Source organism: Bacillus sp. PAMC26543 (assembly GCF_014250375.1).
In the GTDB taxonomy this organism is placed as follows: domain Bacteria; phylum Bacillota; class Bacilli; order Bacillales; family Bacillaceae; genus Bacillus; species Bacillus halotolerans.
Map to the genome: position 1 here is coordinate 2,596,814 of NZ_CP060193.1, position 23,052 is coordinate 2,619,865.

Here is a 23,052-nt window from a genome sequence, read left to right on the forward strand (position 1 = left end):
TTTGTTACACAAAGTGACAATTCATGCGAAAACTTTTATAATTTTGAGAGAAGGGGGTTATACCATGAGCGTTATACAAGTAAAAGGCAATGTTACATATCCGATTACGATCGATCCTAGCGTATGGATTTTTGATGATCGCAAATTTTCCTTTGACCGTAAAGGGGACGGCCAAGAAATCAATTTTCATACGGCTGAGAATGAATCTGGCCTTGATACTGAACGTGTTATTAGAGAAGGACGGATTGCGCCGCCTACATTAAAGACGGAAAAACAATTTGAGAAACAAAAACTGATGAACGGCAGCTTCGCAATGAAATTGGGAAATGTGCTGAAAAATGCCGAGCCGCTCAGTTCTGCATCACAATGCGTATTTATTACAAGTTCCGGTAAAGCCGCTGTTCCTCTTGAAACCGCGCTGAACAGTATTGTCCATTTCAGCCAGGCAGGCAAGCCGATTCAGGAAGGCGGCCCGGTTCATATTTATTTTGAAGATCCAGTTGATCACAAACAGCCAATCACCAATATAAAAGAGATCGACATCATTTAAATCGTCACAGCAAGTCAGCGGCAAGCTGGGCAAGCCCGGATCTCTCACCTTTTAAAAGCTTCACACTGCCAGAGATGGGTTGTCCTTTAAACCGCTCAACCACATATGCCAGACCATTATTCAGACTGTCTAAATATGGGTGATCAATTTGTTCAGGATCGCCCATTAAGACAATTTTACTGCCTTCGCCCACTCTTGTAAGAAGTGTTTTCACTTCATGCCTGGTCAAATTTTGCGCTTCATCAATGATTATAAATTGATCAGGAATGCTTCTCCCTCTGATATACGTCAGCGCCTCTACCTGGATCGAACCGATCCCCGCCAAAATCGCCTCGAGCTCTCCCGGTTTCTTGGCATTAAACAGAAACTCTAAGTTATCAAAAATCGGCTGCATCCAAGGCTTTAGCTTCTCCTCTTTTTCACCCGGCAAGTATCCGATATCCTTGCCGACAGGAACAATCGGCCTTGCCACGACCAGCTTCTTATATATCCCTAAATCTTCTGTCTGTAAAAGCCCCGCTGCCAAAGCAAGCAACGTTTTCCCGGTTCCGGCTTTTCCGATCAGCGTCACCAGCGGAATATCTTCTCGCAGCAAAAGCTCTAACGCCATTGTCTGCTGAACATTTCTCGGCCTGATTCCCCATACGTGTTCATCATCAAACACAAGTCTTTTTAGGACCGTGCCCGTTTTATCCGCAATACCGACGGCAGAGGACGACCCTCCTAATTCATCCTTCATTAAGGCGAACTGGTTTGGGTAAAATGCATGCTGCTTCATATCCTGAACTGAAATTTGTTTTTTTCCGTAAAAAGAGCTAAATAGCTGCTGGTTTATATATAAATCCTTATATCCGCTGTACATTTCATCATTGTCCACAACCCTGTCATTTAAGAAATCTTCAGCAAGAAGGCCGATGGCATCCGCTTTGACTCTGACTAATACATCCTTGCTGACAAGGATCACAGGCCTACCGTCTTCCTTCGTCTCTTCTTCAAGGCTTAAGTTTTTAGCAACGGCTAATATACGATTATCATTCGTTTTTTCGATAAAGATTTCTTGAAGCTGGTGAAAGGAACGGTGGTTCAATTCAATTCGCAGCGTTCCCCCCGTATCAAGCGGAACCTTCTCATGCAGCCTCCCCTTCAGTCTTAGCGCGTCTATCAGCTTAGATACGTGCCTCGCGTTCCTCCCAACTTCGTCCATATATCGTTTCTTGGAATCAACCTCTTCTAAAACGACAGCAGGGATGACAACTTCATTTTCTTCAAAAGAAAAAATAGCGTTAGGATCCTGTAATAACACATTCGTATCTAACACATAAATTTTACTCAAGTCTCAGCCTCCTGATATAAGGGTCAAAGTTCTTCCTGCTTCTCTTACGATGAAAAAGGTGAACGCCTGCTAAAATATATGTTTTTGTGAATAAAGATAGAAGGTTAATTCAACAATAAAATTAATGAATGCATTTCAAGGAGGGAAACCGCAAGTGCGAATTCTTTTCATTATCATACAGCTCACACTCATTTTGTCCGCATGCGCTGTTCAACAGGGAAGACAGGAGCAAAATATTGAAAAAGAATCAACAAGACAGCAGGAAACAAAACCGATTCACGTAAAGGACACATCTCAGGAAACAAAAGACAATGGAACTAGAACTGATATTGCCAAGCATCTTGTCGGCGTTGCTGAAAAAGTGCCGGATGTCAAGGATGCGACAGCTGTTGTGCTTGGAGGATATGCTGTAGTAGGAATTGACGTCGACGATAACCTGGATAGAAGCAAAGTCGAAACCATCAAATACTCTGTGGCACAGGCTTTAAAAAATGATCGGCACGGCGCCAATGCAGTTGTGGTTGCTGATCCTGATACCGTCAGCCGTCTCAATGAAATGGGAAGAGAGATCAGTGAAGGCCGTCCTGTTACGGGGATTTTAGATGAACTGGCCGCGATTGTCGGCCGGGTGCTTCCGGAAGTGCCTAACGATGTGATTGACGATGAGGATGAACCGCAAACCAAGCAGCAAAACGATCAATTAAACAGAAAGCAAGAGAAGGAAATGGAAACGGAACAAAACGATCAATCTGATCATCATATGAAAAAGAACAATAATGATTAAGCTACAGCCCTTGCGGCTTTAGCTTTTTCTTATTTTGGACAGCATCTGATCCATGATATAATGCATATTAGAGTGAAAGAGGTGATATGATGAGGGTCCAATGTTCCATTTGCGATAAAATTGAAACAATTGATGATGAAACCCTGATCGCGAAACGGCTGAGAAACCGTCCGATCCATACATATATGTGCCAGGAATGCCATGACCGAATTGCCAAAAAAACAGAAGAACGGCTGAAAACCGGAAAGTTCACATTTCACCCGGGACAGCAGAAGAAAGAAAAAGTTAAAAAATAAAGCGGCAGCTATTCATACAGAATAAAAAAAGACTCAGCGAGATGCTGAGTCTTTTTCATGATTTTGCCGACTGTTCCTTTTTCGACTGATACAGCCGAATTTTGTAAATGATTAAAATCAATGCAGCGACGACCAATCCCTCTGCCACAGGCAAAAATACACCGAGAAAAGTCAAAACAGTGCAGCCTAAAGCCAGAAATAAGTACACCACTGCTGATTTTAATACCGGAAGCCGTTTTGCAAATCCAAGCTTAAACACAATAACAGCTAAAACAAAAATGGTGCCATACAGCAGCCACATGCCTGCTGCTGGCTGCCGGTCCACTTGATATAGAGCGGCGAAGAACGACAGGCGTTCGCTTACGTCATTCAAAAAGATTCCCTCCCCTGCAGCGTACGGGTTCTATCTTTTCAAATTCTGCAAGGGATTAAGACAATCCTGCTGTTTTTTTCTTTTTAGCCGCTTTTTCACGTTCGTTTTTATTAAGGATTTTCTTTCTTAAACGGATGGATTCAGGCGTTACTTCGCAGTATTCATCTTCGTTTAAGTACTCTAAAGATTCTTCAAGAGACATGATGCGCGCTTTTTTAATTGTTGTTGTTTGATCTTTTGTTGCAGAGCGGACGTTTGTCTGCTGTTTCATTTTGCTGACATTGACAACAAGGTCGTTGTCACGGTTATGCTCTCCGACAATCATTCCTTCATAAACTTCAGTACCAGGTTCAACAAAGATCACACCGCGGTCTTCAATCCCTTGAATTCCGTAAGATGTCGCTTTTCCGTTTTCCATTGACACAAGCACACCTTGACGGCGTCCGCCGACTTGGCCCGCCTGCATCGGCTGGTAACTGTCAAACGTATGGTTCAGGATACCGAAGCCGCGTGTTAATGACAGGAACTCTGTTGAGTAACCGATCAATCCGCGGGAAGGCACTGTAAAGATTAAACGGACTTGGCCGTTACCGTTGTTAATCATATCGATCATTTCACCTTTACGCGCTCCCATTGATTCCATTACAGAGCCTGTATGCTCTTCCGGAACATCAATTTGCACGCGCTCTACAGGCTCACAGCGTACACCGTCAATTTCTTTGATGATAACTTCAGGTTTTGACACTTGAAGCTCATAGCCTTCACGGCGCATGTTTTCAATTAAAATAGACAGGTGAAGCTCACCGCGGCCGGAAACCACCCAAGCATCTGGAGAAGCTGTAGGCTCGACACGCAAGCTGACATCAGTCTGCAGCTGTGACTGAAGGCGCTCTTCAATTTTACGGGCTGTTACATATTTCCCTTCACGGCCGGCAAACGGGCTGTTATTCACGACAAATGTCATTTGAAGTGTCGGTTCATCAATGCGAAGCACCGGAAGCGGTTCTTGATGCTCAACAGGACAGACTGTTTCACCGACGTTGATATCTTCCATACCGGAAACCGCAACGAGGTCTCCCGCTTTTGCTTCTTCAATTTCCACCCGTTTTAAGCCTTGGAAACCAAAGATTTTTGTCACACGGAATGATTTAGCTGTACCGTCAAGCTTCATAAGAGAAACCTGCTGACCGACTTTCATCGTACCGCGGAAAACACGTCCGATTCCGATACGGCCTACATAGTCGTTATAATCAAGAAGTGCAACTTGGAATTGAAGCGGCTCATCTGCATTCTCAACAGGTGCCGGAACATGCTTAATAATCGTTTCATATAAAGCTTCCATGTTTTCATCTTGCTGCTTAGGGTCAAGGCTCGCTGTTCCATTAATCGCGGAAGCATATACCACCGGGAATTCGAGCTGTTCTTCATTTGCGTCAAGCTCGATGAACAGGTCAAGAACCTCATCGATCACTTCTTCAGGACGTGCGAAATCACGGTCGATTTTGTTCACAACAACAACCGGGTTCAAGTTTTGCTCAAGAGCTTTCTTCAGAACGAAGCGAGTTTGAGGCATGCAGCCTTCATATGCGTCAACGACAAGCAGTACACCGTCAACCATTTTCATAATCCGTTCTACCTCTCCCCCAAAGTCTGCGTGTCCAGGGGTATCCAAAATATTGATGCGTGTATCTTTATAGTTAATCGCAGTATTTTTCGCCAAAATTGTAATGCCGCGTTCGCGTTCAAGATCGTTTGAGTCCATTGCGCGTTCAGCAACTTGTTCGTTGGCACGGAATGTACCAGCCTGGTGTAAAAGCTGATCGACTAGAGTCGTTTTCCCATGGTCAACGTGGGCAATAATCGCGATGTTGCGAAGATCATTTCGAAGTTTCACTTTTTCATCTCCTAAAAAAATTAGATAACTTTCATATTATACCACACATCCTCTTTAAAAGCGTCACGTTTTTCTGTAAACTTATTATAAGACGTAAAAGGGGATGGAAATATGAAAAAAATGAATTGGCTTTTATTATTATTTGCATTTGCAGCGGTTTTCAGCATAATGCTGATCGGCGTCTTTATCGCCGAAAAAAGCGCGTGGGGCATTATCGCCAGCATTGTGCTCGTTTGCACCGTTATGGGAAGCGGATTTACGTTAAAAAAGAAAATGCGCGAGCAAGGATTACTCGATTAAAAGCTTATCCTTGCTAAAGACATTGTAATCAAAAACACCGCAAATGAATGCGGTGTTTTTTCGTTGCGTAAGGCTTATCTCCCCTGTTTCCTAGGCGGGAAGAAGCAAAACAACATCCATTCATGGACAATCGTTCTAAATATGACACTTTTAACCAAGCAAAAGTGGTTCGACATTGATATACACAAACTACCATAAAGCCTATTTTCCTCACACCAGCCTCTCCCTATAATGGGATTTGTACCACAATTCACAAAAGGGAGAGACGAAACATGAAGAAACCATTTGTAAAAAAAGCCATACTTACAACTGCCGCACTGACCTCAGCCACCCTGCTTACTTTCGGACCCGATGCCGCAAGCGCAAAAACAGTTAGTCACAGCACACCTGCTTTGCAGGAGACAATCACAAATGAAGACCTGAATACATTTTTCGATTTATTAAATCAATGTATATATGAAAAAGACGGGGTTTATTATTTTGACAGTGAAAAAGCTGTCGAGTTAGGAATGACACAAGAAGAGGCTCAAATCATTGCAAAATTGTGGGAATCGACATCTGAATTCTTCGATATTGTTTCACAATGTGTGTATGTTGAAGACGGCAGCTACAAATTTGATACAGAAAAAGCTGTTGAGCTCGGCTTCACAGAAAAAGAAGCACTCGCGCTTGACCAATTTTTCGCCGCTGTTTCCCTTAAAATTCATATTCTGCAGGCATCCATTGTTTCAGAAGATGGAGCGTACAGCTTTGATAAAGATGCAGCTTTAGAAGCTGGTGCGACACCGGAGCAGGCTGATTTTTATGAAAAGCTCTTCGGTGCACTGTCTCAAGAACAGCTTGCAGCCATCTACCAAATGCTTCATCCGCAAGCTTAATGTAAGAAAAGCGCTTGTCCGTAAATCCGGCAAGCGCTTTTCCTTTATATCAGCAGTTTGATGATCAGCATCACAGCAAACACAGCTCCAAACCAGAAGGCTGCTTTAATAATCAGCAAACCATAGTATCTTTGTTTAAAACGGATTTCTTCTTCAGGCAGAAAAGCATCTTGAGGGGGCTGTTCATCTTTAAACTCAAAAGGCTCAGACATCTGTTCAAACATTTCTCTGCAGCTGCGGCAGGTGTTCATATGCTTTTCAATGAAGTTTTCCGTTTCTTTTTTGCAATCACCTTCAATATACAGAGGGAGAAGGTCTCTTACTAGAAAGCAGATCATATCCGCTCCTCCTCTCTTCTTTTCGTCATGTTTTTCTTGAGCTCTAATCTAGCCCGGTGAAGAGTGGTTTTCACTTTCGAAAGGCTCCAGCCTAAGATTTCGGCGATTTCCTCATAAGAAAGCTCTTGAAATTCTCTTAAAATCAAAACGGATTGGTGCTGATCCTTTAGCTGCAGGAGCTCTTGCAGTATATCTGTTCAAAATGCAATACATAATGACTGAATAAATCAAACACGAACAACAATCCTTTACTTCTTATTAAGGCCTCATCCGGTTAGACAAGCCGCTTGTTATAAAGTTTCAATAAAAACCAAAAATTTCTCATCTCCCCTTTGATATAAAGACGACATAACTCTTGCAATTCATCCATCACATGACACTTGACTCATCTTGATATTATTCAACAAAAATAAACACAGGACAATTCTATCAATTTTGTCTAGTTATGTTAGTTTTTGTTGAGAATACCAGATTGCTCGTTTAATATAACGATATAAAGATTTTTCAGTATTTTCAAAAAGGGGGATTTATTGTGGGTTTAGGTAAGAAATTGTCCGTCGTTGTCGCTGCTTCGTTTATGAGTTTATCAATCGGCCTTCCGGGTGTTCAGGCTGCTGAGAATGACCAGCTTAAGGAGAATCAAACAAACTTTCTCCCTAAAAGCGCCATTGCACAAACAGAGCTCTCTGCTCCAAATGACAAAGCTGTCAAACAGTTTTTGAAAAAGAACAGCAAAGTGTTTAAAGGCGATCCCGCCAAAAGACTGAAACTTGTGGAAAGCACAACTGACGCTCTTGGGTACAAGCACTTTCGATATGTGCCCGTCATTAACGGAGTGCCTATTAAAGATTCACAAGTGATCGTTCACGTCGATAAATCTGACAATGTCTATGCGATCAATGGAGAATTGCACAATCAGTCTGCTTCAAAAACAGAAAACAGCCAAAAGGTATCCTCTGACAAAGCACTAGCACTCGCTTTTAAAGCCATTGGCAAATCACCTGACGCCGTTTCTAACGGAAGCGCAAAAAACAGCGATAAAGCAGAGTTAAAAGCGGTAGAAACAGAGGACGGCGGCTATCGTCTGGCTTACGATGTCACGATTCGCTATATCGAACCTGAACCTGCTAACTGGGAAGTCTTAGTGGATGCCGAATCAGGCACCATTTTAAAACAGCAAAATAAAGTAGAACATGCAGCCGCAACAGGATCAGGGACAACACTAAAAGGCGCAACAGTTCCTCTGAATATTTCTTATGAAAGCGGCAAATATGTTTTAAGAGATCTGTCAAAACCAACCGGCACTCAAATTATCACGTATGATTTACAAAACAGACAAAGCCGCCTTCCGGGAACACTTGTCTCAAGCACAACAAATAAATTCACAACTTCATCACAGCGCGCAGCTGTAGATGCCCACTATAACCTGGGTAAAGTGTACGATTATTTTTACTCGACATTTAAACGAAACAGCTATGACAACAAAGGCAGTAAAATCGTTTCTTCTGTTCACTACGGCAGCCGTTATAATAACGCCGCTTGGACAGGGGATCAAATGATTTACGGTGATGGAGACGGCTCCTTCTTCTCCCCGCTTTCCGGCTCATTGGATGTGACGGCGCATGAAATGACACACGGTGTCACTCAAGAAACAGCCAACCTTGTCTATGAAAATCAGCCTGGGGCATTAAACGAGTCGTTCTCTGATGTATTCGGTTATTTCACTGATACAGAAGACTGGGATATCGGTGAAGACATTACGGTCAGCCAGCCGGCTCTCCGCAGCTTGTCCAATCCGACAAAATATGACCAGCCTGACAATTACGCCAACTATCAAAACCTTCCGAATACAGATGAAGGCGATTACGGCGGTGTACACATAAACAGCGGAATTCCAAACAAAGCCGCTTACAATACCATTACAAGCCTAGGCATATCTAAATCACAACAGATTTATTACCGTGCGTTAACAACGTACCTTACGCCTTATTCCACTTTCAAAGATGCAAAGGCCGCCCTCATTCAGTCTGCCCGTGACCTTTATGGCTCAACTGATGCCGCAAAAGTTGAAGCATCCTGGAAAGCCGTCGGTTTGTAATGTCTAAATGAAAAGCCTGAGATATCTCAGGCTTTTTCTTGATTTTCAAGTTTGTTTGAAAATCAGCAGCTGTTTCACGATAGCCGTACATATGACCACCTTGCCTCTGAACAAATCGCAGACAGTGTAAATACAAACTCGGTCATTATCCGCCAATTCAGCCGATTGTTAAAAAAAGCGAGCTTCATTGATGTCAAAAGAGATTATTGAAGAAGGTGAGCTTTTCACACCCATGAAAACTCTAATCCCGATTGCTGGATCGTAACAAATATACTTCAGGTTCTAGAGCTAGGCCCAAGCCGCTTATGTTCATCGCGAGGCGACTCCGCTTCTCATTATGTACGGTGATCAGAATGACGTTGTTCTGTATAAGCAAAGCGCTGATTTATACAGGGCACTTACAAAAGCAGGTCATGGTGAATTATGTATAAAGTAAAAGGTGCCGGACATATCGGTTTACCCAAGACCATACACTTCGTATTGTAAAAACATTCTTTCATTCTCATTTAAACAGCCAAAAATTGAATAGAAGAATCTTACTCTTCCAACCTCAAATACATTGACAAAAATTTTTATTTGTGCTATAATTTACTATTCATATAGTTGTGTGTATAATAAGGTTCTCCTGGCCAGGGGAATCTTATTTTTGTTTATCAGGAGGACATGGTATGAGGGAAAATGAGTCCAGTTTAACAGCTTTAATATCAGCGTTTAGCCGAGCCTATCACAGTCAATATGATACACCTAAAATTTTTGACGATTATATTGCCAAACACCTTATTTCTGAAAAAGAGTTTTCCGACTTTAGTCAAAATATGATACAAGGCATACAGTTTTTCAATAAAGATATTGCCCAAAAGTTTCAAGATGACCCAGAGGAGATACTAAAGTGGATTACACAAGTCCAGCTTTCCCCTACGCCCTTAGCTCGAGCAGCATATTGTGAGAAAGTATTTCGCAACGAAGTGGTGCTGGGAGCAAAACAGTATGTCATTCTTGGCGCCGGGTTAGACACATTCTGCTTCCGGCATCCAGAGCTGGAAGACAGCTTAGACATATTTGAAATTGATTACCCGGCTACACAGCAATTGAAAAAGAAAAGACTGGATGATGCAAGGCTTACTATTCCAGCGAATCTTCATTTGGTTCCTATGGACTTTACCAAAACGTTTTCATATCAGCCTCTCTTAGATGAAGGCTTTGATAACCAAAAAACGTTCTTCAGCCTTTTAGGAGTTTCTTATTATTTGACGAAAGAAGAGAATAAAAGCCTGCTTAACCAATTATTTGCCCATGTCCCCTCCGGAAGCTCTATCGTTTTTGATTACGCAGACGAAACGCTCTTTAAAACAAAAGGAAAGTCTAATAGAGTTGAACATATGGTGAAAATGGCTTCAGCAAGCGGTGAGCCGATGAAATCGTGTTTTACTTATCTTGAAATCGAAAAAGCATTAGATTCAGCTGGTTTACTCATCTATGAACATGTAACACCAGCCGAAATCAATGACCTTTTCTTCAAGAAACGAACGGATTATTTGTCAGCGTTTGAAACCATTCATTATATACATGCCGTAAAAAAATAACCCCCCCTGGTTCTTCACCAGGCTCGCCTCTCAATCGATCGTTAAAGATTGGGAGGTTTTTTTTGCGCATGAAAATAAGCTGCCGTCATGTATACGTCAGCTTAAACTAAAGGCTTTACCATGATTATGTACAGCTTGTCTGCCTCATCTTTCTCCGTCTTGAGCTGTTCAAAGCCGCATTGGCTCAAAAACAGTATCGATTCATTCCGGTCAATCGGAACCGCTGTAAACAGTGCTCTATGTTTGTCCTGAAGCGATTGGCCGATCTGTTCAATGATCTTCCTGGCATGTCCCTTTCTTTCTTCAGCAGGATCAACCAGCACTGTTCCCAGCCATGGCTTTCCGTTGGAAGGAGCCCATTCAAGATGATAACTGACGGCAACAGGCAGACCGTTTTTTTCCCAAACAAGCCATGATCCGTTATACATCGAGTAGGAGATCATATAGCTTTCTGCATCTTTCTCCCCAAACTCCTCCTCTTTCCATACAGGATGAGCCTCCGCGAGCATCTCCAACAAGCAGAGGTCGTCCTGCTCAAATGGCCTACTTTCCAGCATGAAGATACTCTTCAAATATTGTTTTATGTATAGATGGGTTTCCGGCCAGCACACAGTGATTCTCTAAAAAGGTGAACGGTTCTCCTTCAGTCGTTGTATAAATGCCCCCTACTTCGTTTAACAGCACACAGCCAGCTGCGTAATCCCAAGGAGCAAGCCGCATCGTAATGTAAGCGTCAATTCTTCCCGCAGCGACGTTTGCCAGTTCTAGAGCGGCAGATCCATAGGAGCGTGTTCCTCTCACCCTTTTCACAAGCGGTGCCAGCACACCCGGGTCAATTCTTCTGTTTTCCGTCACCCATGTCGCATTAATGGCTAGAATCGCTTCTTCAATAACGGTTTCCTTTAAAGGAGACAGCTTCGTTTCATTCATATAAGCACCTTTACCGCTAAACGCGTGATACAGTTCATCATGCACCACATCGTAAATTAAACCGATTTTGCCAATTCCATTTTCAAAAATACCGATAGAGATTGCAAAATTTCTTTGCTGGTGCACAAAATTCATCGTCCCGTCAATCGGATCGATAATCCAGACGACACCTTCCAACGAGTTAAGTTTGTCTCCTTGTCCTTCTTCTCCGAGTATGCGATGCCCCGGAAAGGTTTCTTGGATGCGGTCGATAAAAAACTTTTCCGTTTCCTTGTCAATATTGGTGACTAAATCATTCGGATTTGATTTTGTTTCAATTGTCAGGCTTTCGTGCATCGACTCTTTAATTCTTGCGCCTGCTTCTTTTATCCATTTCTTTGCAGTCTCATCAATTTCCGTCCAATTTGTCATTCATATGTACCTCTTTTCTATGTAGACCTTTATTTTATAGGATACTGATAACGGCGGTGAAAAAGCAAGGAAAATGAAAAATATGCCTTCTCACGTAAAAACGAACCATTCACGCGGTTCGTTTTCACTATAGCTTTTTACCCGTTGAGGCGAATCCATTCTTTTCTGAGACGTTCAAGTTTGTTTTTGCTTAGCTCAATTTGTTCGTCATTTTCCTTTTGCATTGCCTCATAAAGGGTTGCCAATTCATAATCAACCTCTAGTCTCCAGACAGCTACACGGTTGTTTTTCTCTTCCCTAAATCCCTCTTTCACAACTTGCCTCATTGTCTTTCGCCCCTTCCAGAGATCATTTGTTTTAAAAAAGCATCCCATTTTGCCATTCAACAATGATACTTCTTATATCCTATGATTCTTCTATTTACCTGTAACACGATTCTGAAAATTGTGTGTTTACCTATTCGTTTATTACCACATTCCCCCTCTCTTCAAACGCGTGCTCATCTTTTTGCTGCGCGTTCTAACTGTGATAAAATATGTATACTTAGCATGAAGGAGGAAAATCATGACACAAATGCGTTTTACTGAAGAAGACTTTAACACATTTACAATAGACGGCTTAGACGCGCGCATGGAGGTGTTAAAAGAACGGGTTCGTCCGAAGCTGACTGCTTTAGGCGAGCACTTTGCCCCAACATTATCCGCTTTAACCGGAGATGAAATGTTTCCCCATGTGGCCAAGCATGCAAGGAGATCAGTCAACCCTCCTGCAGACAGCTGGGTGGCATTCGCAAACAGCAAAAGAGGCTATAAAAAACTGCCGCATTTTCAAATCGGCTTGTGGGAGAGCCATGTTTTTGTATGGTTCGCGATCATTTATGAGTCCCCTATAAAAGAAGAATACGGCAAATTGCTTGAAGCGAATCAAGACAGCGTTACAAATCACATTCCAGACAGCTTTGTTTGGTCTGCGGATCACACAAAACCAGGCGTCCATAAGCAGTCAGAAATGGGCAAGGAACAGCTCAAGACAATGTTCGAACGGTTGCAGACAATAAAGAAAGCCGAGCTGTTATGCGGCATTCAGCTTCAAAAAGAAGAGGTGCTGAATATGAATAACCAAGAATTCCTTCAGCGAATCGATGATGCCTTCCAGCAGCTTGCATTTCTGTACCGCTTAACCCAAAAAGTATCACAAGCATAAAAAAAGAGCCGGGACCTCATCCGGCTCTTTTCCTTTTACATCTTAATCTTTGCCTGGTCAGATTCCTTCGCCTGCTTGACCGTACGATAAGGAGAGTATGTACTTTGTTCCTCAAACTCGCCGCACAGCTTTTTTTCTTCAGCTTTTCCCGGCACAATTTCTTTGAATCGCCGATACGTCTTTAGCAGCTCTTCACGGTCTGCTCCCTTTTCATAAGCCAGCTCAACCTGCTGGAAAAATGCAATCACATCCACTGCTTCTTCGGTTGTCCAATCTTCATTCATCGGATATTGGTATTCCATTTTCTTCACTCCTTATAGATTCGCTTTCCTTTTACAAAAAGCATCTTCATTTGATCATAAATTGTTCTTTACATTCTTTCAAGTTCATAATATAATTCATTTGTTTTACGTCTAAAAAACGGTTGAGAAACTGATTTTAATACACACTAATATGCATAGGTATTACTACAAAGGTGGGAAAACAATTGTCGCAACATGAAACACCCTTATTCACAGGCCTGAAAAAGCACGCAAGCAGACAGCCTGTTCAATTCCACATTCCCGGCCATAAAAAAGGGGCAGGAATGGATCCAGAGTTCAGACAATTTATCGGTGAAAACGCGTTAAGTATAGATTTGATTAATATTGAACCATTAGATGACCTGCATGCGCCTAAAGGCATTATTAAAGAAGCGCAGGATTTGGCGGCCGAAGCTTTCGGCGCGGATCATACCTTTTTTTCTGTTCAGGGAACAAGCGGCGCAATCATGACAATGGTGATGGCTGTCTGCGGACCTGGAGATAAAATCATCATTCCAAGAAATGTGCACAAATCCATTATGTCAGCTATTGTATTTTCCGGAGCTGTCCCAATCTTTATTCATCCTGAAATTGACAATGAACTGGGCATCTCTCACGGCATTACACTTGAATCCGCTAAACGGGCGCTGCATGAACATCCTGATGCCAAAGGGCTTCTTGTGATCAACCCGACATATTTCGGAGTAGCTGCTGATTTAAAAAGCATCGTAGAACTAGCCCACTCCTTTGATGTGCCGGTTCTGGTCGATGAAGCACACGGCGTTCATATTCATTTTCACGACCAATTTCCGCTTTCAGCGATGCAGGCAGGTGCAGACATGGCTGCGACAAGTGTGCATAAGCTAGGCGGATCACTGACACAAAGCTCTATTCTAAACATGAAAGAAGGCCTTGTTTCTAAAGACAGAGTGCAATCGATACTCAGCATGCTAACAACCACGTCTACTTCTTATTTGCTTCTAGCCTCTTTGGACGTGGCCAGAAAACGGCTTGCGACAGAAGGCTATCAGCTTGCTGAAGAAACGTTGAAGCTTGCTAATCAGACGAGAGAACGTCTGAACCAAATTGACGGCATTTACTGTGTCGGTTCTGAAATTCTCGGTTCTAAAGCGGCTTACAATTATGATCCGACAAAATTAATTATTTCAGTTAAAAACCTCGGGCTCACAGGACATGATGTCGAGAAGTGGCTGCGGGAATCCTTTAATATTGAAGTAGAGCTTTCAGATCTGTATAACATTTTGTGTATCTTCACACCTGGTGACAGCCAGAACGATGCAAATCGCCTTGTGGAAGCTTTAAAAGAGATAGCGCGTCAAATGTCAGCAAATGATGTTACGCATAAACAGACAAAGGTACTGCTTCCAGAAATCCCATTACTGGCGATGACGCCGCGTGACGCTTTCTATGCAAATACAGAAGTTGTTCCATTAAAAGAAGCAGCAGGACGGATTATCGCTGAATTTGTGATGGTGTATCCTCCTGGAATTCCTATCTTTATCCCGGGCGAGATTATTACAGAAGAAAACATCAGCTACATCTTCAAAAACATTGATGCCGGACTTCCAGTTCAAGGACCGGAGGATTCTACTTTGAGCATGATTCGAGTCATAAAAGAGCAAAAAGCTATTCAATAAATACAAAAAGCATGCGGCTAAGCCGCATGCTTTTTCTTACTCTTCATCAAGAGGACACTGACATTGTCCGCAGCATGTTCCGTATAACGTTGTAACCTTCTCATCCTCGAAGTAATGAATGGCTTCGTTACAATCTTGGCAAACAATCGTACCCATCTCTCATTCCCCATTTCTTTTAATTTTGAAAACGCTTAATTTCTTTTGTTGGTATTATATTAATATGTCACATTTAAAATGTCAACAACAAACTGTATAACACATTTATTTCAAAAACTTTTAATGTAACATGTTTTTTCTTTTCGGTTCCATGAATTATCATCTTCTTAACAAACGCTTTCATTCGATACTTATGCTGAAAAGACATTGTGATTTCATGTTTTCGCGAACTTTTTTGAATAGTGTAACGAAATTGCAAATGATTCGCGATGAATAATGTGTGCGTTCAGAGTATTCGGTTTAAAGAGATGTTATCTCTCTTTAAAAACGGTTTCAATTATATAACAATTAGGTAACAAGAAGCAGATGACGCGGTTACTCGTGATAAACTAAAACTAGTTTACTATGGTTTATACAGAGGAGAAGATAGATGCGATATCGCGCGGTATTTCCCATACTGATGATAGTATTTGCTTTATCGGGCTGCACCCTTTCCACAATCAATCCAATAAAAAAAAGCCGAATTGACAGCATTCATCATACTCAAATCCTATTTTTTTCTGATGAAAATCAAATTGATCAAGAGGCGTCATATTATGATGCTCTGCTAGATTTAGAAAAGGATTATCCTGATCAAATAGATAAAATGAAGGTATACGATAACAGAAAAGGCTGGGAAGATGAAATCGAAACCGTCCCTACTCTCATGGTAGTTGATCAGCGGCATGTCGTTGTGAAAATAGAGGGATGTGTGAAAAAGAAAGAAGACATCATTAAACCATTACAGCATGTACTGTCTAAATAAATAAAACAGCCCCCGCTTACGGGGCTGTTTTTTATGTCATCTCTATTATTTTACGATGTGAATCGGGCTTCCGATTGCCACTTCAGCAGCTTCCATTGTGATTTCACCCAATGTTGGATGTGCATGAATTGTCATAGCAATATCTTCAGCAGTCATGCCGCCTTCGATAGCTAAACTTAATTCAGAAATCATGTCAGAAGCGCTTGCGCCGGCGATTTGCGCACCGATTACAAGGCCATCCTCTTTACGAGTGATCAGCTTCATGAAGCCGTCAGTTTCGTTAAGAGAAAGCGCGCGGCCGTTTGCTGCAAATGGGAATTTAGCAGCAACAATGTCAAGGCCTTCTTCTTTCGCTTGTGCTTCAGTGTAACCGACTGATGCAAGCTCAGGCTCAGAGAAGACAACCGCAGGAATACCAAGGTAATCGATTTCTGCAGGCTCTCCAGCGATCGCTTCTGCAGCAATCTTACCTTCGTAAGATGCTTTGTGAGCAAGCGGCGGTCCTTCAATGATATCACCGATTGCATAGATGTTAGGTACGTTCGTGCGGCACTGTTTGTCAGTTTTGATAACACCGCGGTCAGTCATTTCAATACCGACTTGCTCAAGACCAAGCTCATCAGTATTTGGACGGCGTCCGACAGTAATCAGTACGTAATCAGCATCAACAGTTTTTTCTTCACCTTTTACTTCGAAAGTGACTGTTACGCCGTCAGCTTTTTCTTCAACGCCTTTAGCCATCGCGTTTGTATGGATTTCAACGTTGCCTTTTTTCTTCAGTCTGCGAGTTACAAGGGAACTCATTTGTTTTTCGAAGCCTGGAAGAATTTCATCTCCACCTTCAAGAATAACAAGCTCAGTGCCGAAGTTTGCATACGCAGTTCCAAGCTCAGTTCCGATGTATCCGCCGCCGATAACAACAAGCTTTTTAGGAATTTCTTTAAGAGCCAAAGCACCTGTTGAATTTAGGACACGCTCAGTATATTTGAAGTTTGGCAATTCGATAGGACGAGAACCAGTCGCAATGATTGCGTTTTTGAACGTGTATGTTTGAGCAGAATTCTCATCCATTACACGAACTGAATTGCTGTCTACAAAGTAAGCTTCGCCTTTTACTACATCTACTTTGTTGCCTTTAAGAAGACCTGCTACACCACCAGTAAGCTTGTTAACAACAGAAGTTTTCCACTCTTGAACTTTTGTGAAATCAACTGTTACGTTCTCAGCATTGATTCCCATGTCATCAGAATGCTTAGCATTCTCATAACGGTGGCCAGCATTGATCAGCGCTTTTGAAGGGATACATCCAACGTTCAGACAAACGCCTCCAAGAGTTGCTTTTTCAACGACTGTTACTTTTTGTCCAAGCTGTGCAGCGCGGATGGCAGCTACATAGCCGCCAGGTCCCGCACCAATTACAAGAGTATCTGTTTCAATAGGGAAATCTCCTACTACCATAACATTACGCCTCCATTAAAATTAATTGTGGATCGTTCAGTAAACGCTTGATGTGATTTAGTGCATTTTGCGCAGTCGCTCCGTCGATCATACGGTGGTCGAAGCTGAGAGAAAGAGCTAAGACTGGAGCTGCTACGATTTCGCCATCACGAACAATCGCTTTTTCTGCAATGCGTCCGATACCAAGAATCGCAACTTCTGGATGGTTGATAACCGGAGTGAACCATTGTCCGCCGGCTGAACCGATGTTTGTAATTGTGCAAGATGCGCCTTTCATTTCAGCCGGAGCAAGCTTGCCTTCACGAGCTTTTGTTGCAAGGCTGTTGATCTCATCAGAAATTTCAAAGATCGCTTTACGGTCTGCATTTTTTACAACTGGCACAAGCAAGCCTTTTTCAGTGTCAGCAGCAATACCGATGTTGAAGTAATGTTTTTGGATTACTTCATCTGTTTTATCGTCAATTGACGTGTTTAAAACAGGGAATTTTTTCAGTGCAGATGTAAGAGCTTTTACAACGTAAGGCAAGTATGTCAGCTTGATGCCTTGATCAGCAGCAACCTGTTTGAACTGTTTACGATGTGCAACAAGGTTTGTTACGTCCACTTCGTCCATTAGTGTTACATGAGGAGCAGTATGTTTAGAGTTAACCATCGCTTTTGCAATTGCTTTACGGATACCACTCATTTTTTCGCGAGTTTCTGGGAATTCACCCTCTGGAGCCGGTGCAGCAGCCGGTTTAGCAGCTGTTTCTTGAGGTGCAGCCGTTTCTTGCGGCGCAGCTTCTTGCGCTCCTCCGTTTACAAAGCTGTCGATATCTTCTTTTACAACACGTCCGTTGTTGCCTGAACCTGTTACTTTACGGATATCTACGCCTTTTTCACGAGCGTATTTACGTACAGAAGGCATAGCGATCACGCGTTTGTTCGGGTCAACTTCAGCTTGATCCTGCTGTCCTGCGCCAGTTTCTTTAGCAGGCTCTTCAGCACGCTCTTCTTTCGCAACATCTTGTCCAGCTTCACCAGTAGACTGAACTTGTGCTTCAGTTTTTGCGTCGCCAGACTCATCGCTGCCTTTAAATTGAAGGTCTTCGTAACCAGGTGCATCAAACGTAATGATCGTTTGTCCAACAGTTGCAACCGTTCCCTCTTCAACTTTTAATTCTAATACTTTTCCTTTAACAGGTGAAGGAATTTCTACTACTGCTTTATCATTTTGGACTTCCGCCAGTACATCATCTTCGTCAACCTCATCGTTAGGCTTGACAAACCATTTTACGATTTCGCCTTCGTGGATACCTTCCCCGATATCTGGAAGTTTAAATTCAAATGCCACAGTTCTCGACCTCCTAGTTTGATTAAGCAATTTTAAAGTTTACAACGTAAGCATTGAAAACAGATATATAATAGAGGGAAAACGTTCATCTTCCCTCTCGATTATGCAGTTTGATTAAAATTCAAGTACTTTTCTTGCTGTTTCAAGAACATCTTTATGGTTTGGAAGCCATACGCTCTCCGCTTGAGAGAAAGGAAATACTGTATCAGGCGCAGCCACGCGAAGTACAGGTGCTTCCAAGCTCAAGATCGCACGGTCATTAATTTCTGCTACTACGTTTGCAGCAATACCGGCTTGTTTTTGTGCCTCTTGAACAACAATCGCGCGTCCTGTTTTTTCTACAGATGCGATGATTGTATCAATGTCAAGCGGGCTTACAGTGCGAAGGTCGACAACTTCAGCAGAAATGCCGTCTTTTTCAAGCTCCTCGGCAGCTTTTAATGATTCATGAACCATTGCGCCGTAAGTGATGATTGAAAGGTCAGTACCTTCACGTTTTACGTCAGCTTTGCCAAGCTCAATTGTGTATTCTTCTTCAGGAACTTCCTGACGGAAAGAACGGTAAAGCTTCATGTGCTCTAAGAAAACAACAGGATCGTTGTCTCTGATCGCAGAAATCAAAAGTCCTTTGGCATCGTAAGGAGTTGATGGAATAACAACTTTGATACCAGGCTGTTGTGCAACAAGACCTTCTAAGCTGTCAGCGTGAAGCTCAGGAGTATGAACACCGCCGCCGAACGGAGAACGAATGGTTACAGGTGAAGTCCAGCGTCCGCCAGAACGGTAACGCATACGAGCCATTTGGCCAGAAACTGAATCCATTACTTCGTAAACAAATCCAAAGAATTGGATTTCCATTACCGGACGGAAGCCGTTTAAGCCTAATCCAAGGGCAAGACCGCCGATACCAGATTCAGCAAGTGGCGTGTCAAACACACGGTCTTCACCGAATTCTTTTTGCAATCCTTCTGTCGCACGGAATACGCCGCCGTTAACACCAACGTCTTCTCCGAAAACTAAGACATTTTCGTCATTTTTCAGTTCTGTGCGTAACGCATCCGTGATTGCTTGAATCATTGTCATTTGCGCCATGGCTTACTTCGACTCCTTCTGTGTATAAATTTCAAATTGCTCCTCAAGGTTATGAGGCATTTTTTCAAACATGATTTTCATTAAATCAGTTACTTTTTGCTTAGGCTCAGCATCCGCTTTTTTGATCGCCTGCTTAATTTCTTCTTTTGCATCCTCGATTACTTTTGTTTCTTCTTCTTCAGACCATAGGCCTTTGTTTTCAAGGAACGCACGGAAGCGTACAAGCGGATCTTTTTGCTCCCACTCGTTTTCGATTTCTTTTGTGCGATATTTAGTCGGATCGTCACCAGCCATTGTGTGCGGGCCATAACGGAATGTCAGTGTTTCAATCAGTGTCGGGCCTTCGCCGTTAATCGCCCGTTCGCGTGCTTCAGCAGTTGCAGCGTATACAGCAAGCGGATCCATTCCGTCTACTTGTACGCCCACAATACCGGCAGCTACTGCTTTTTGTGCAATTGTGCCTGCTGCAGATTGTTTTTCAACTGGAGTTGAAATCGCGTAACGGTTGTTTTGTACAACGAAGATCGCAGGTGCTTTATAAGCGCCGGCAAAGTTAATTCCTTCGTAGAAGTCCCCTTGTGAAGCTCCGCCGTCACCAGTGTAAGTGATTGCGACAGCTTTCTTACCGCGTTTTTTAAGACCTAGCGCAACACCGGCCGTTTGAATGTATTGAGCACCGATAATGATTTGTGGAGAAAGGGCATTCACATCATCAGGCATTTGGTTTCCTCGGAAATGTCCGCGAGAGAACAGGAACGCTTGATATAATGGAAGGCCGTGCCAGATTAACTGAGGCACATCACGGTATCCCGGAAGAACGAAGTCTTCTTTTTCAAGCGCGAAATGTGTAGCAATCTGAGAAGCTTCTTGGCCCGCAGTAGGAGCGTAGAATCCGAGACGTCCTTGACGGTTTAATGAGATAGAGCGCTGATCAAGCACACGCGTAAATACCATGCGGCGCATAAGCTCTTTCAATTGATCATCAGTTAAATCAGGCATCGCCGCTTCATTCACGACTTCTCCCTTTTCATTTAAAATTTGGAACGTTTCGAACTGCTTTTTAATGGCATCAAATTGCTTCTTACTATCAACGATTACTTTTTTCGTTTTTGCAGCCATACTAAAGTCACCTCTTCCTTTCTTTTAAACAGTCATTAGACGTGCATTCCTTTTATACATACAAACTTAGGGTACCCTAAAGTATCAGCAGTAAGTCGTATATATTTTAGCCGATCCCCAGTTTGCCGAAACCATTTATGTAGGATAGTTACACTCTGCTTTGAACTGTATTATTTCGAAGTTGTAAAAAACTAATACAACACCGCTTAACATGGATTAGTTTACACCATATAAAGAAGAACCGTCAATCGTTTTCATCGCTGATTTTCAATAAATGTATTCGCTTTACATTTTCTATAAAAAAACAGATGCAGCCTGTACCTTAAACTGTACTAGTATAACCTATCACACTGTACTACAATAGAAATTTAAATTTTGAATAGAATTTTAAAAAAGAGCTGATCATAGTCAGCTCTTTTTTATGTGATAGCCTGCGGCGTCATATAAATCTTCGCGGGCTTTATTATATTTCTCCGTTTGCACATCAAATTCTTCGCTTTGTTTAAGGACTTTTTTATAAGATGCATTCGCTTTTTCAATCTGCTGATCAAGCTTATCCAGCGTCAAGTCTTTGTCTTTCAGCAGCTTATACAGTTTTTTATCAAGTTTAATGGCTTTTTCATATTCTTCAGACATAGAGCTGTATGCATCATATCTTTTTTTCATATGATCTGCCGCAGTCTCGGCCTTTGCCTTGATGTGTTTATCCTTAATATTTTCTGCGGATGTTTTGGCTTCCTCAAATTCTGATTCGGATTTTTCGATGCTCTCATTTTCAAGCTTCAGATGTTCTTCGCGTTTATTTACATTCTCTAGCGCTTCGTCTGATAATGAAACGATTTTTTTATAATCATCCATATTGAGCTTGATGACATCATTGTAGAGAGCATGTTCTTTTTTCTCTAATTCCTCGAGCGTTTTCTGTTCTTCTTGAAACGGTTTTTCTAGATCAGCGACTTTTTCTAATGAGTCATGAAGCGAATCCACCGGATCCTGTCCCACGCACCCTGTTAATAGGAAAGTCACAGCGCAAAAGGCTCCGATTTTCACACCGTGGCGCCGTTTTATTCTGTCTTTCACGTTAAATCCCCCAATCTTGACAATTTCTACTATAGAATCCATAGAGATATTTGACAATAGCCAGGTGGTTATCGCATGGCTTGCTGAGCAAAAAAACAAATCTAAATCGTCAAAAATCAGGACAGATGACCATACAACTTTTTTGTTTTTACATAGGTTATTGTAGACGCTATGCCTACTACAAGGCTCTGGCGTAATTAAAAGAGGAGGTTATGTTCATGTACGGTTATGGATATGGTTACGGCGGAGGCTGCTGCAGTTATGGTTACGGATATGGCGGAGCAGGATATGGCCGCACATTTGCGTTAATCGTTGTTTTATTCATTCTGTTAATCATTGTTGGAGCTGCTTATTTAGGCGGAGGCTGTTGCTAATTACACAGTAAAACACTGACCAGCCATTTACGGCTGGTCATTCGTTTCGTTGCACCTTTACGAAGAAATCCGATATAATTTACATATTAAGCTTTAGGAGTGAAGTTTCTTGATTACTATGGAAAACATCGTGCGCGACGGCCACCCTGCCTTAAGAGAGACAGCAGAGCCTGTCGGGCTGCCTGCCACAGAAGAAGAAAAACAGCAGCTGGCAGATATGATTGAATTCGTAAAAAACAGCCAAAATCCGGAATTGGCTGAAAAATACAATCTGCGCCCCGGCGTAGGACTTGCGGCACCTCAAATTAATATTAATAAACGGATGATCGCAGTCCATACAGAAGATGCTTCCGGGAAGTTATACAGCTATGCATTGTTTAACCCGAAGATCGTCAGCCATTCCGTTGAAAGAAGCTATTTAACAAGCGGTGAAGGCTGCCTGTCAGTTGATGAGGCAATTCCCGGCTATGTTCCGCGCTACGCTCGTATCAGAGTGAAAGGAACAACACTGGAGGGAGAACAAATAGACATTCGTTTAAAAGGATTTCCGGCGATTGTATTTCAGCATGAAATCGACCATTTAAATGGCGTTATGTTTTATGATCATATCGATAAAGAAAATCCATTTAAAGAACCTGAAAACGCGATGGCGATTGACCGCTAAAAGAAAATATGCGGCTGACACTATAAGTGCCAGCCGCTTT

26 protein-coding genes and 1 pseudogene are annotated in these 23,052 nt (G+C 42.4%); 12 read left to right on the forward strand and 15 right to left on the reverse strand.

What is annotated here, in order from left to right; genetic code table 11:
• The first annotated feature begins 64 nt into the window (after window positions 1-64).
• A complete protein-coding gene (locus tag H7F27_RS12965) occupies window positions 65-550 on the forward strand; it encodes a hypothetical protein (protein WP_101860689.1) in 486 nt (161 codons plus the stop codon).
• Between the two features lie 4 nt (window positions 551-554).
• On the opposite strand, the gene H7F27_RS12970 is transcribed toward H7F27_RS12965, so the two are convergent.
• Window positions 555-1,883, reverse strand: coding sequence for a PhoH family protein (locus H7F27_RS12970; protein WP_024121278.1), 1,329 nt, complete (start codon window positions 1,881-1,883; stop codon window positions 555-557).
• 154 nt (window positions 1,884-2,037) lie between these two features.
• On the opposite strand from H7F27_RS12970, the gene H7F27_RS12975 reads away from it, so the two are divergent.
• Both H7F27_RS12975 and H7F27_RS12980 read left to right on the forward strand, forming a co-directional pair.
• Entirely contained in the window at window positions 2,038-2,667 is a 630-nt protein-coding gene (locus H7F27_RS12975) for a YhcN/YlaJ family sporulation lipoprotein (RefSeq protein WP_024121277.1), read from the forward strand.
• A gap of 86 nt (window positions 2,668-2,753) precedes the next feature.
• The gene (locus H7F27_RS12980; protein WP_081638297.1) at window positions 2,754-2,963 is read left to right on the forward strand and encodes a YlaI family protein; all 210 of its coding nucleotides are present in this window, start codon (window positions 2,754-2,756) and stop codon (window positions 2,961-2,963) included.
• 55 nt (window positions 2,964-3,018) lie between these two features.
• On the opposite strand, the gene H7F27_RS12985 is transcribed toward H7F27_RS12980, so the two are convergent.
• On the reverse strand, window positions 3,019-3,336 hold the full coding sequence (locus H7F27_RS12985; protein WP_024121276.1) for a YlaH-like family protein: 318 nt from the start codon (window positions 3,334-3,336) through the stop codon (window positions 3,019-3,021).
• Between the two features lie 55 nt (window positions 3,337-3,391).
• Window positions 3,392-5,230, reverse strand: coding sequence for a translational GTPase TypA (gene typA, locus H7F27_RS12990; RefSeq protein WP_010334118.1), 1,839 nt, complete (start codon window positions 5,228-5,230; stop codon window positions 3,392-3,394).
• 111 nt (window positions 5,231-5,341) lie between these two features.
• Between typA and H7F27_RS12995 the strand changes: the two genes are divergently transcribed.
• Both H7F27_RS12995 and H7F27_RS13000 read left to right on the forward strand, forming a co-directional pair.
• Window positions 5,342-5,530 carry a YlaF family protein gene (locus H7F27_RS12995; protein ID WP_101860688.1) on the forward strand — a complete coding sequence of 63 codons (189 nt, stop codon included), beginning with the start codon at window positions 5,342-5,344 and terminating at the stop codon, window positions 5,528-5,530.
• A gap of 272 nt (window positions 5,531-5,802) precedes the next feature.
• Complete coding sequence (locus tag H7F27_RS13000) at window positions 5,803-6,408, forward strand: hypothetical protein (protein WP_101860687.1); 606 nt, start codon at window positions 5,803-5,805, stop codon at window positions 6,406-6,408.
• A 44-nt stretch (window positions 6,409-6,452) separates the two neighbouring features.
• Here the strand turns inward: H7F27_RS13000 and H7F27_RS13005 are convergent, their stop codons facing one another.
• Entirely contained in the window at window positions 6,453-6,746 is a 294-nt protein-coding gene (locus tag H7F27_RS13005; protein WP_095714831.1) for a zf-HC2 domain-containing protein, read from the reverse strand.
• A pseudogene (locus H7F27_RS13010) lies at window positions 6,743-6,931 on the reverse strand (sigma factor-like helix-turn-helix DNA-binding protein); the annotation flags it as partial. The gene H7F27_RS13005 and the pseudogene H7F27_RS13010, both read right to left, overlap by 4 nt.
• Window positions 6,932-7,278: 347 nt before the next feature.
• Between H7F27_RS13010 and H7F27_RS13015 the strand changes: the two are divergent.
• Together H7F27_RS13015 and H7F27_RS13020 are read left to right on the forward strand one after the other, a co-directional pair.
• The gene (locus H7F27_RS13015) at window positions 7,279-8,844 is read left to right on the forward strand and encodes a M4 family metallopeptidase (RefSeq protein WP_185847991.1); all 1,566 of its coding nucleotides are present in this window, start codon (window positions 7,279-7,281) and stop codon (window positions 8,842-8,844) included.
• A 668-nt stretch (window positions 8,845-9,512) separates the two neighbouring features.
• Entirely contained in the window at window positions 9,513-10,427 is a 915-nt protein-coding gene (locus H7F27_RS13020) for a class I SAM-dependent methyltransferase (protein ID WP_185847992.1), read from the forward strand.
• A gap of 101 nt (window positions 10,428-10,528) precedes the next feature.
• Here the strand turns inward: H7F27_RS13020 and H7F27_RS13025 are convergent, their stop codons facing one another.
• From H7F27_RS13025 to H7F27_RS13035, 3 genes are all read right to left on the reverse strand, one after another.
• Window positions 10,529-10,945, reverse strand: a complete 417-nt coding sequence (locus H7F27_RS13025) for a GNAT family N-acetyltransferase (protein WP_105954384.1) — start codon at window positions 10,943-10,945, stop codon at window positions 10,529-10,531.
• A gap of 25 nt (window positions 10,946-10,970) precedes the next feature.
• Window positions 10,971-11,768, reverse strand: a complete 798-nt coding sequence (gene suhB / locus H7F27_RS13030) for an inositol-1-monophosphatase (protein WP_185847993.1) — start codon at window positions 11,766-11,768, stop codon at window positions 10,971-10,973.
• Window positions 11,769-11,905: 137 nt separating this feature from the next.
• Window positions 11,906-12,094 carry a hypothetical protein gene (locus tag H7F27_RS13035; protein ID WP_010334110.1) on the reverse strand — a complete coding sequence of 63 codons (189 nt, stop codon included), beginning with the start codon at window positions 12,092-12,094 and terminating at the stop codon, window positions 11,906-11,908.
• Between the two features lie 238 nt (window positions 12,095-12,332).
• Between H7F27_RS13035 and H7F27_RS13040 the strand changes: the two genes are divergently transcribed.
• Complete coding sequence (locus tag H7F27_RS13040; RefSeq protein ID WP_105992126.1) at window positions 12,333-12,971, forward strand: YktB family protein; 639 nt, start codon at window positions 12,333-12,335, stop codon at window positions 12,969-12,971.
• A 35-nt stretch (window positions 12,972-13,006) separates the two neighbouring features.
• Here H7F27_RS13040 and H7F27_RS13045 read toward each other — a convergent pair whose 3' ends face one another.
• Window positions 13,007-13,273 carry a UPF0223 family protein gene (locus tag H7F27_RS13045; RefSeq protein WP_024121266.1) on the reverse strand — a complete coding sequence of 89 codons (267 nt, stop codon included), beginning with the start codon at window positions 13,271-13,273 and terminating at the stop codon, window positions 13,007-13,009.
• A gap of 185 nt (window positions 13,274-13,458) precedes the next feature.
• Between H7F27_RS13045 and speA the strand changes: the two genes are divergently transcribed.
• Window positions 13,459-14,931, forward strand: coding sequence for an arginine decarboxylase (gene speA, locus H7F27_RS13050; protein ID WP_105992127.1), 1,473 nt, complete (start codon window positions 13,459-13,461; stop codon window positions 14,929-14,931).
• A 36-nt stretch (window positions 14,932-14,967) separates the two neighbouring features.
• Here the strand turns inward: speA and H7F27_RS13055 are convergent, their stop codons facing one another.
• Complete coding sequence (locus H7F27_RS13055) at window positions 14,968-15,087, reverse strand: GapA-binding peptide SR1P (protein ID WP_010334106.1); 120 nt, start codon at window positions 15,085-15,087, stop codon at window positions 14,968-14,970.
• A gap of 430 nt (window positions 15,088-15,517) precedes the next feature.
• Between H7F27_RS13055 and slp the strand changes: the two genes are divergently transcribed.
• The gene (slp, locus tag H7F27_RS13060) at window positions 15,518-15,892 is read left to right on the forward strand and encodes a peptidoglycan-associated lipoprotein Slp (RefSeq protein ID WP_024121264.1); all 375 of its coding nucleotides are present in this window, start codon (window positions 15,518-15,520) and stop codon (window positions 15,890-15,892) included.
• Window positions 15,893-15,937: 45 nt separating this feature from the next.
• On the opposite strand, the gene lpdA is transcribed toward slp, so the two are convergent.
• The 5 genes from lpdA to H7F27_RS13085 all read right to left on the reverse strand — a co-directional run bounded on the left by lpdA (window position 15,938) and on the right by H7F27_RS13085 (window position 21,974).
• On the reverse strand, window positions 15,938-17,350 hold the full coding sequence (gene lpdA / locus H7F27_RS13065) for a dihydrolipoyl dehydrogenase (RefSeq protein WP_095714720.1): 1,413 nt from the start codon (window positions 17,348-17,350) through the stop codon (window positions 15,938-15,940).
• 4 nt (window positions 17,351-17,354) lie between these two features.
• Window positions 17,355-18,683 (reverse strand): pyruvate dehydrogenase complex dihydrolipoyllysine-residue acetyltransferase, encoded by a 1,329-nt coding sequence (pdhC, locus tag H7F27_RS13070; protein WP_024121262.1) that lies wholly within the window; start codon window positions 18,681-18,683, stop codon window positions 17,355-17,357.
• A 114-nt stretch (window positions 18,684-18,797) separates the two neighbouring features.
• Window positions 18,798-19,775, reverse strand: coding sequence for a pyruvate dehydrogenase complex E1 component subunit beta (gene pdhB, locus H7F27_RS13075; RefSeq protein WP_014113660.1), 978 nt, complete (start codon window positions 19,773-19,775; stop codon window positions 18,798-18,800).
• Window positions 19,776-19,778: 3 nt separating this feature from the next.
• Window positions 19,779-20,894 (reverse strand): pyruvate dehydrogenase (acetyl-transferring) E1 component subunit alpha, encoded by a 1,116-nt coding sequence (gene pdhA, locus H7F27_RS13080; RefSeq protein WP_024121261.1) that lies wholly within the window; start codon window positions 20,892-20,894, stop codon window positions 19,779-19,781.
• 408 nt (window positions 20,895-21,302) lie between these two features.
• Window positions 21,303-21,974: a YkyA family protein gene (locus H7F27_RS13085; protein WP_185847994.1), complete on the reverse strand. Its 672-nt coding sequence runs from the start codon at window positions 21,972-21,974 to the stop codon at window positions 21,303-21,305.
• A gap of 218 nt (window positions 21,975-22,192) precedes the next feature.
• On the opposite strand from H7F27_RS13085, the gene H7F27_RS13090 reads away from it, so the two are divergent.
• Window positions 22,193-22,348 (forward strand): YjcZ family sporulation protein, encoded by a 156-nt coding sequence (locus H7F27_RS13090; protein ID WP_024121259.1) that lies wholly within the window; start codon window positions 22,193-22,195, stop codon window positions 22,346-22,348.
• A 109-nt stretch (window positions 22,349-22,457) separates the two neighbouring features.
• Window positions 22,458-23,012, forward strand: coding sequence for a peptide deformylase (def, locus tag H7F27_RS13095; protein ID WP_185847995.1), 555 nt, complete (start codon window positions 22,458-22,460; stop codon window positions 23,010-23,012).
• Window positions 23,013-23,052: the final 40 nt, after the last annotated feature.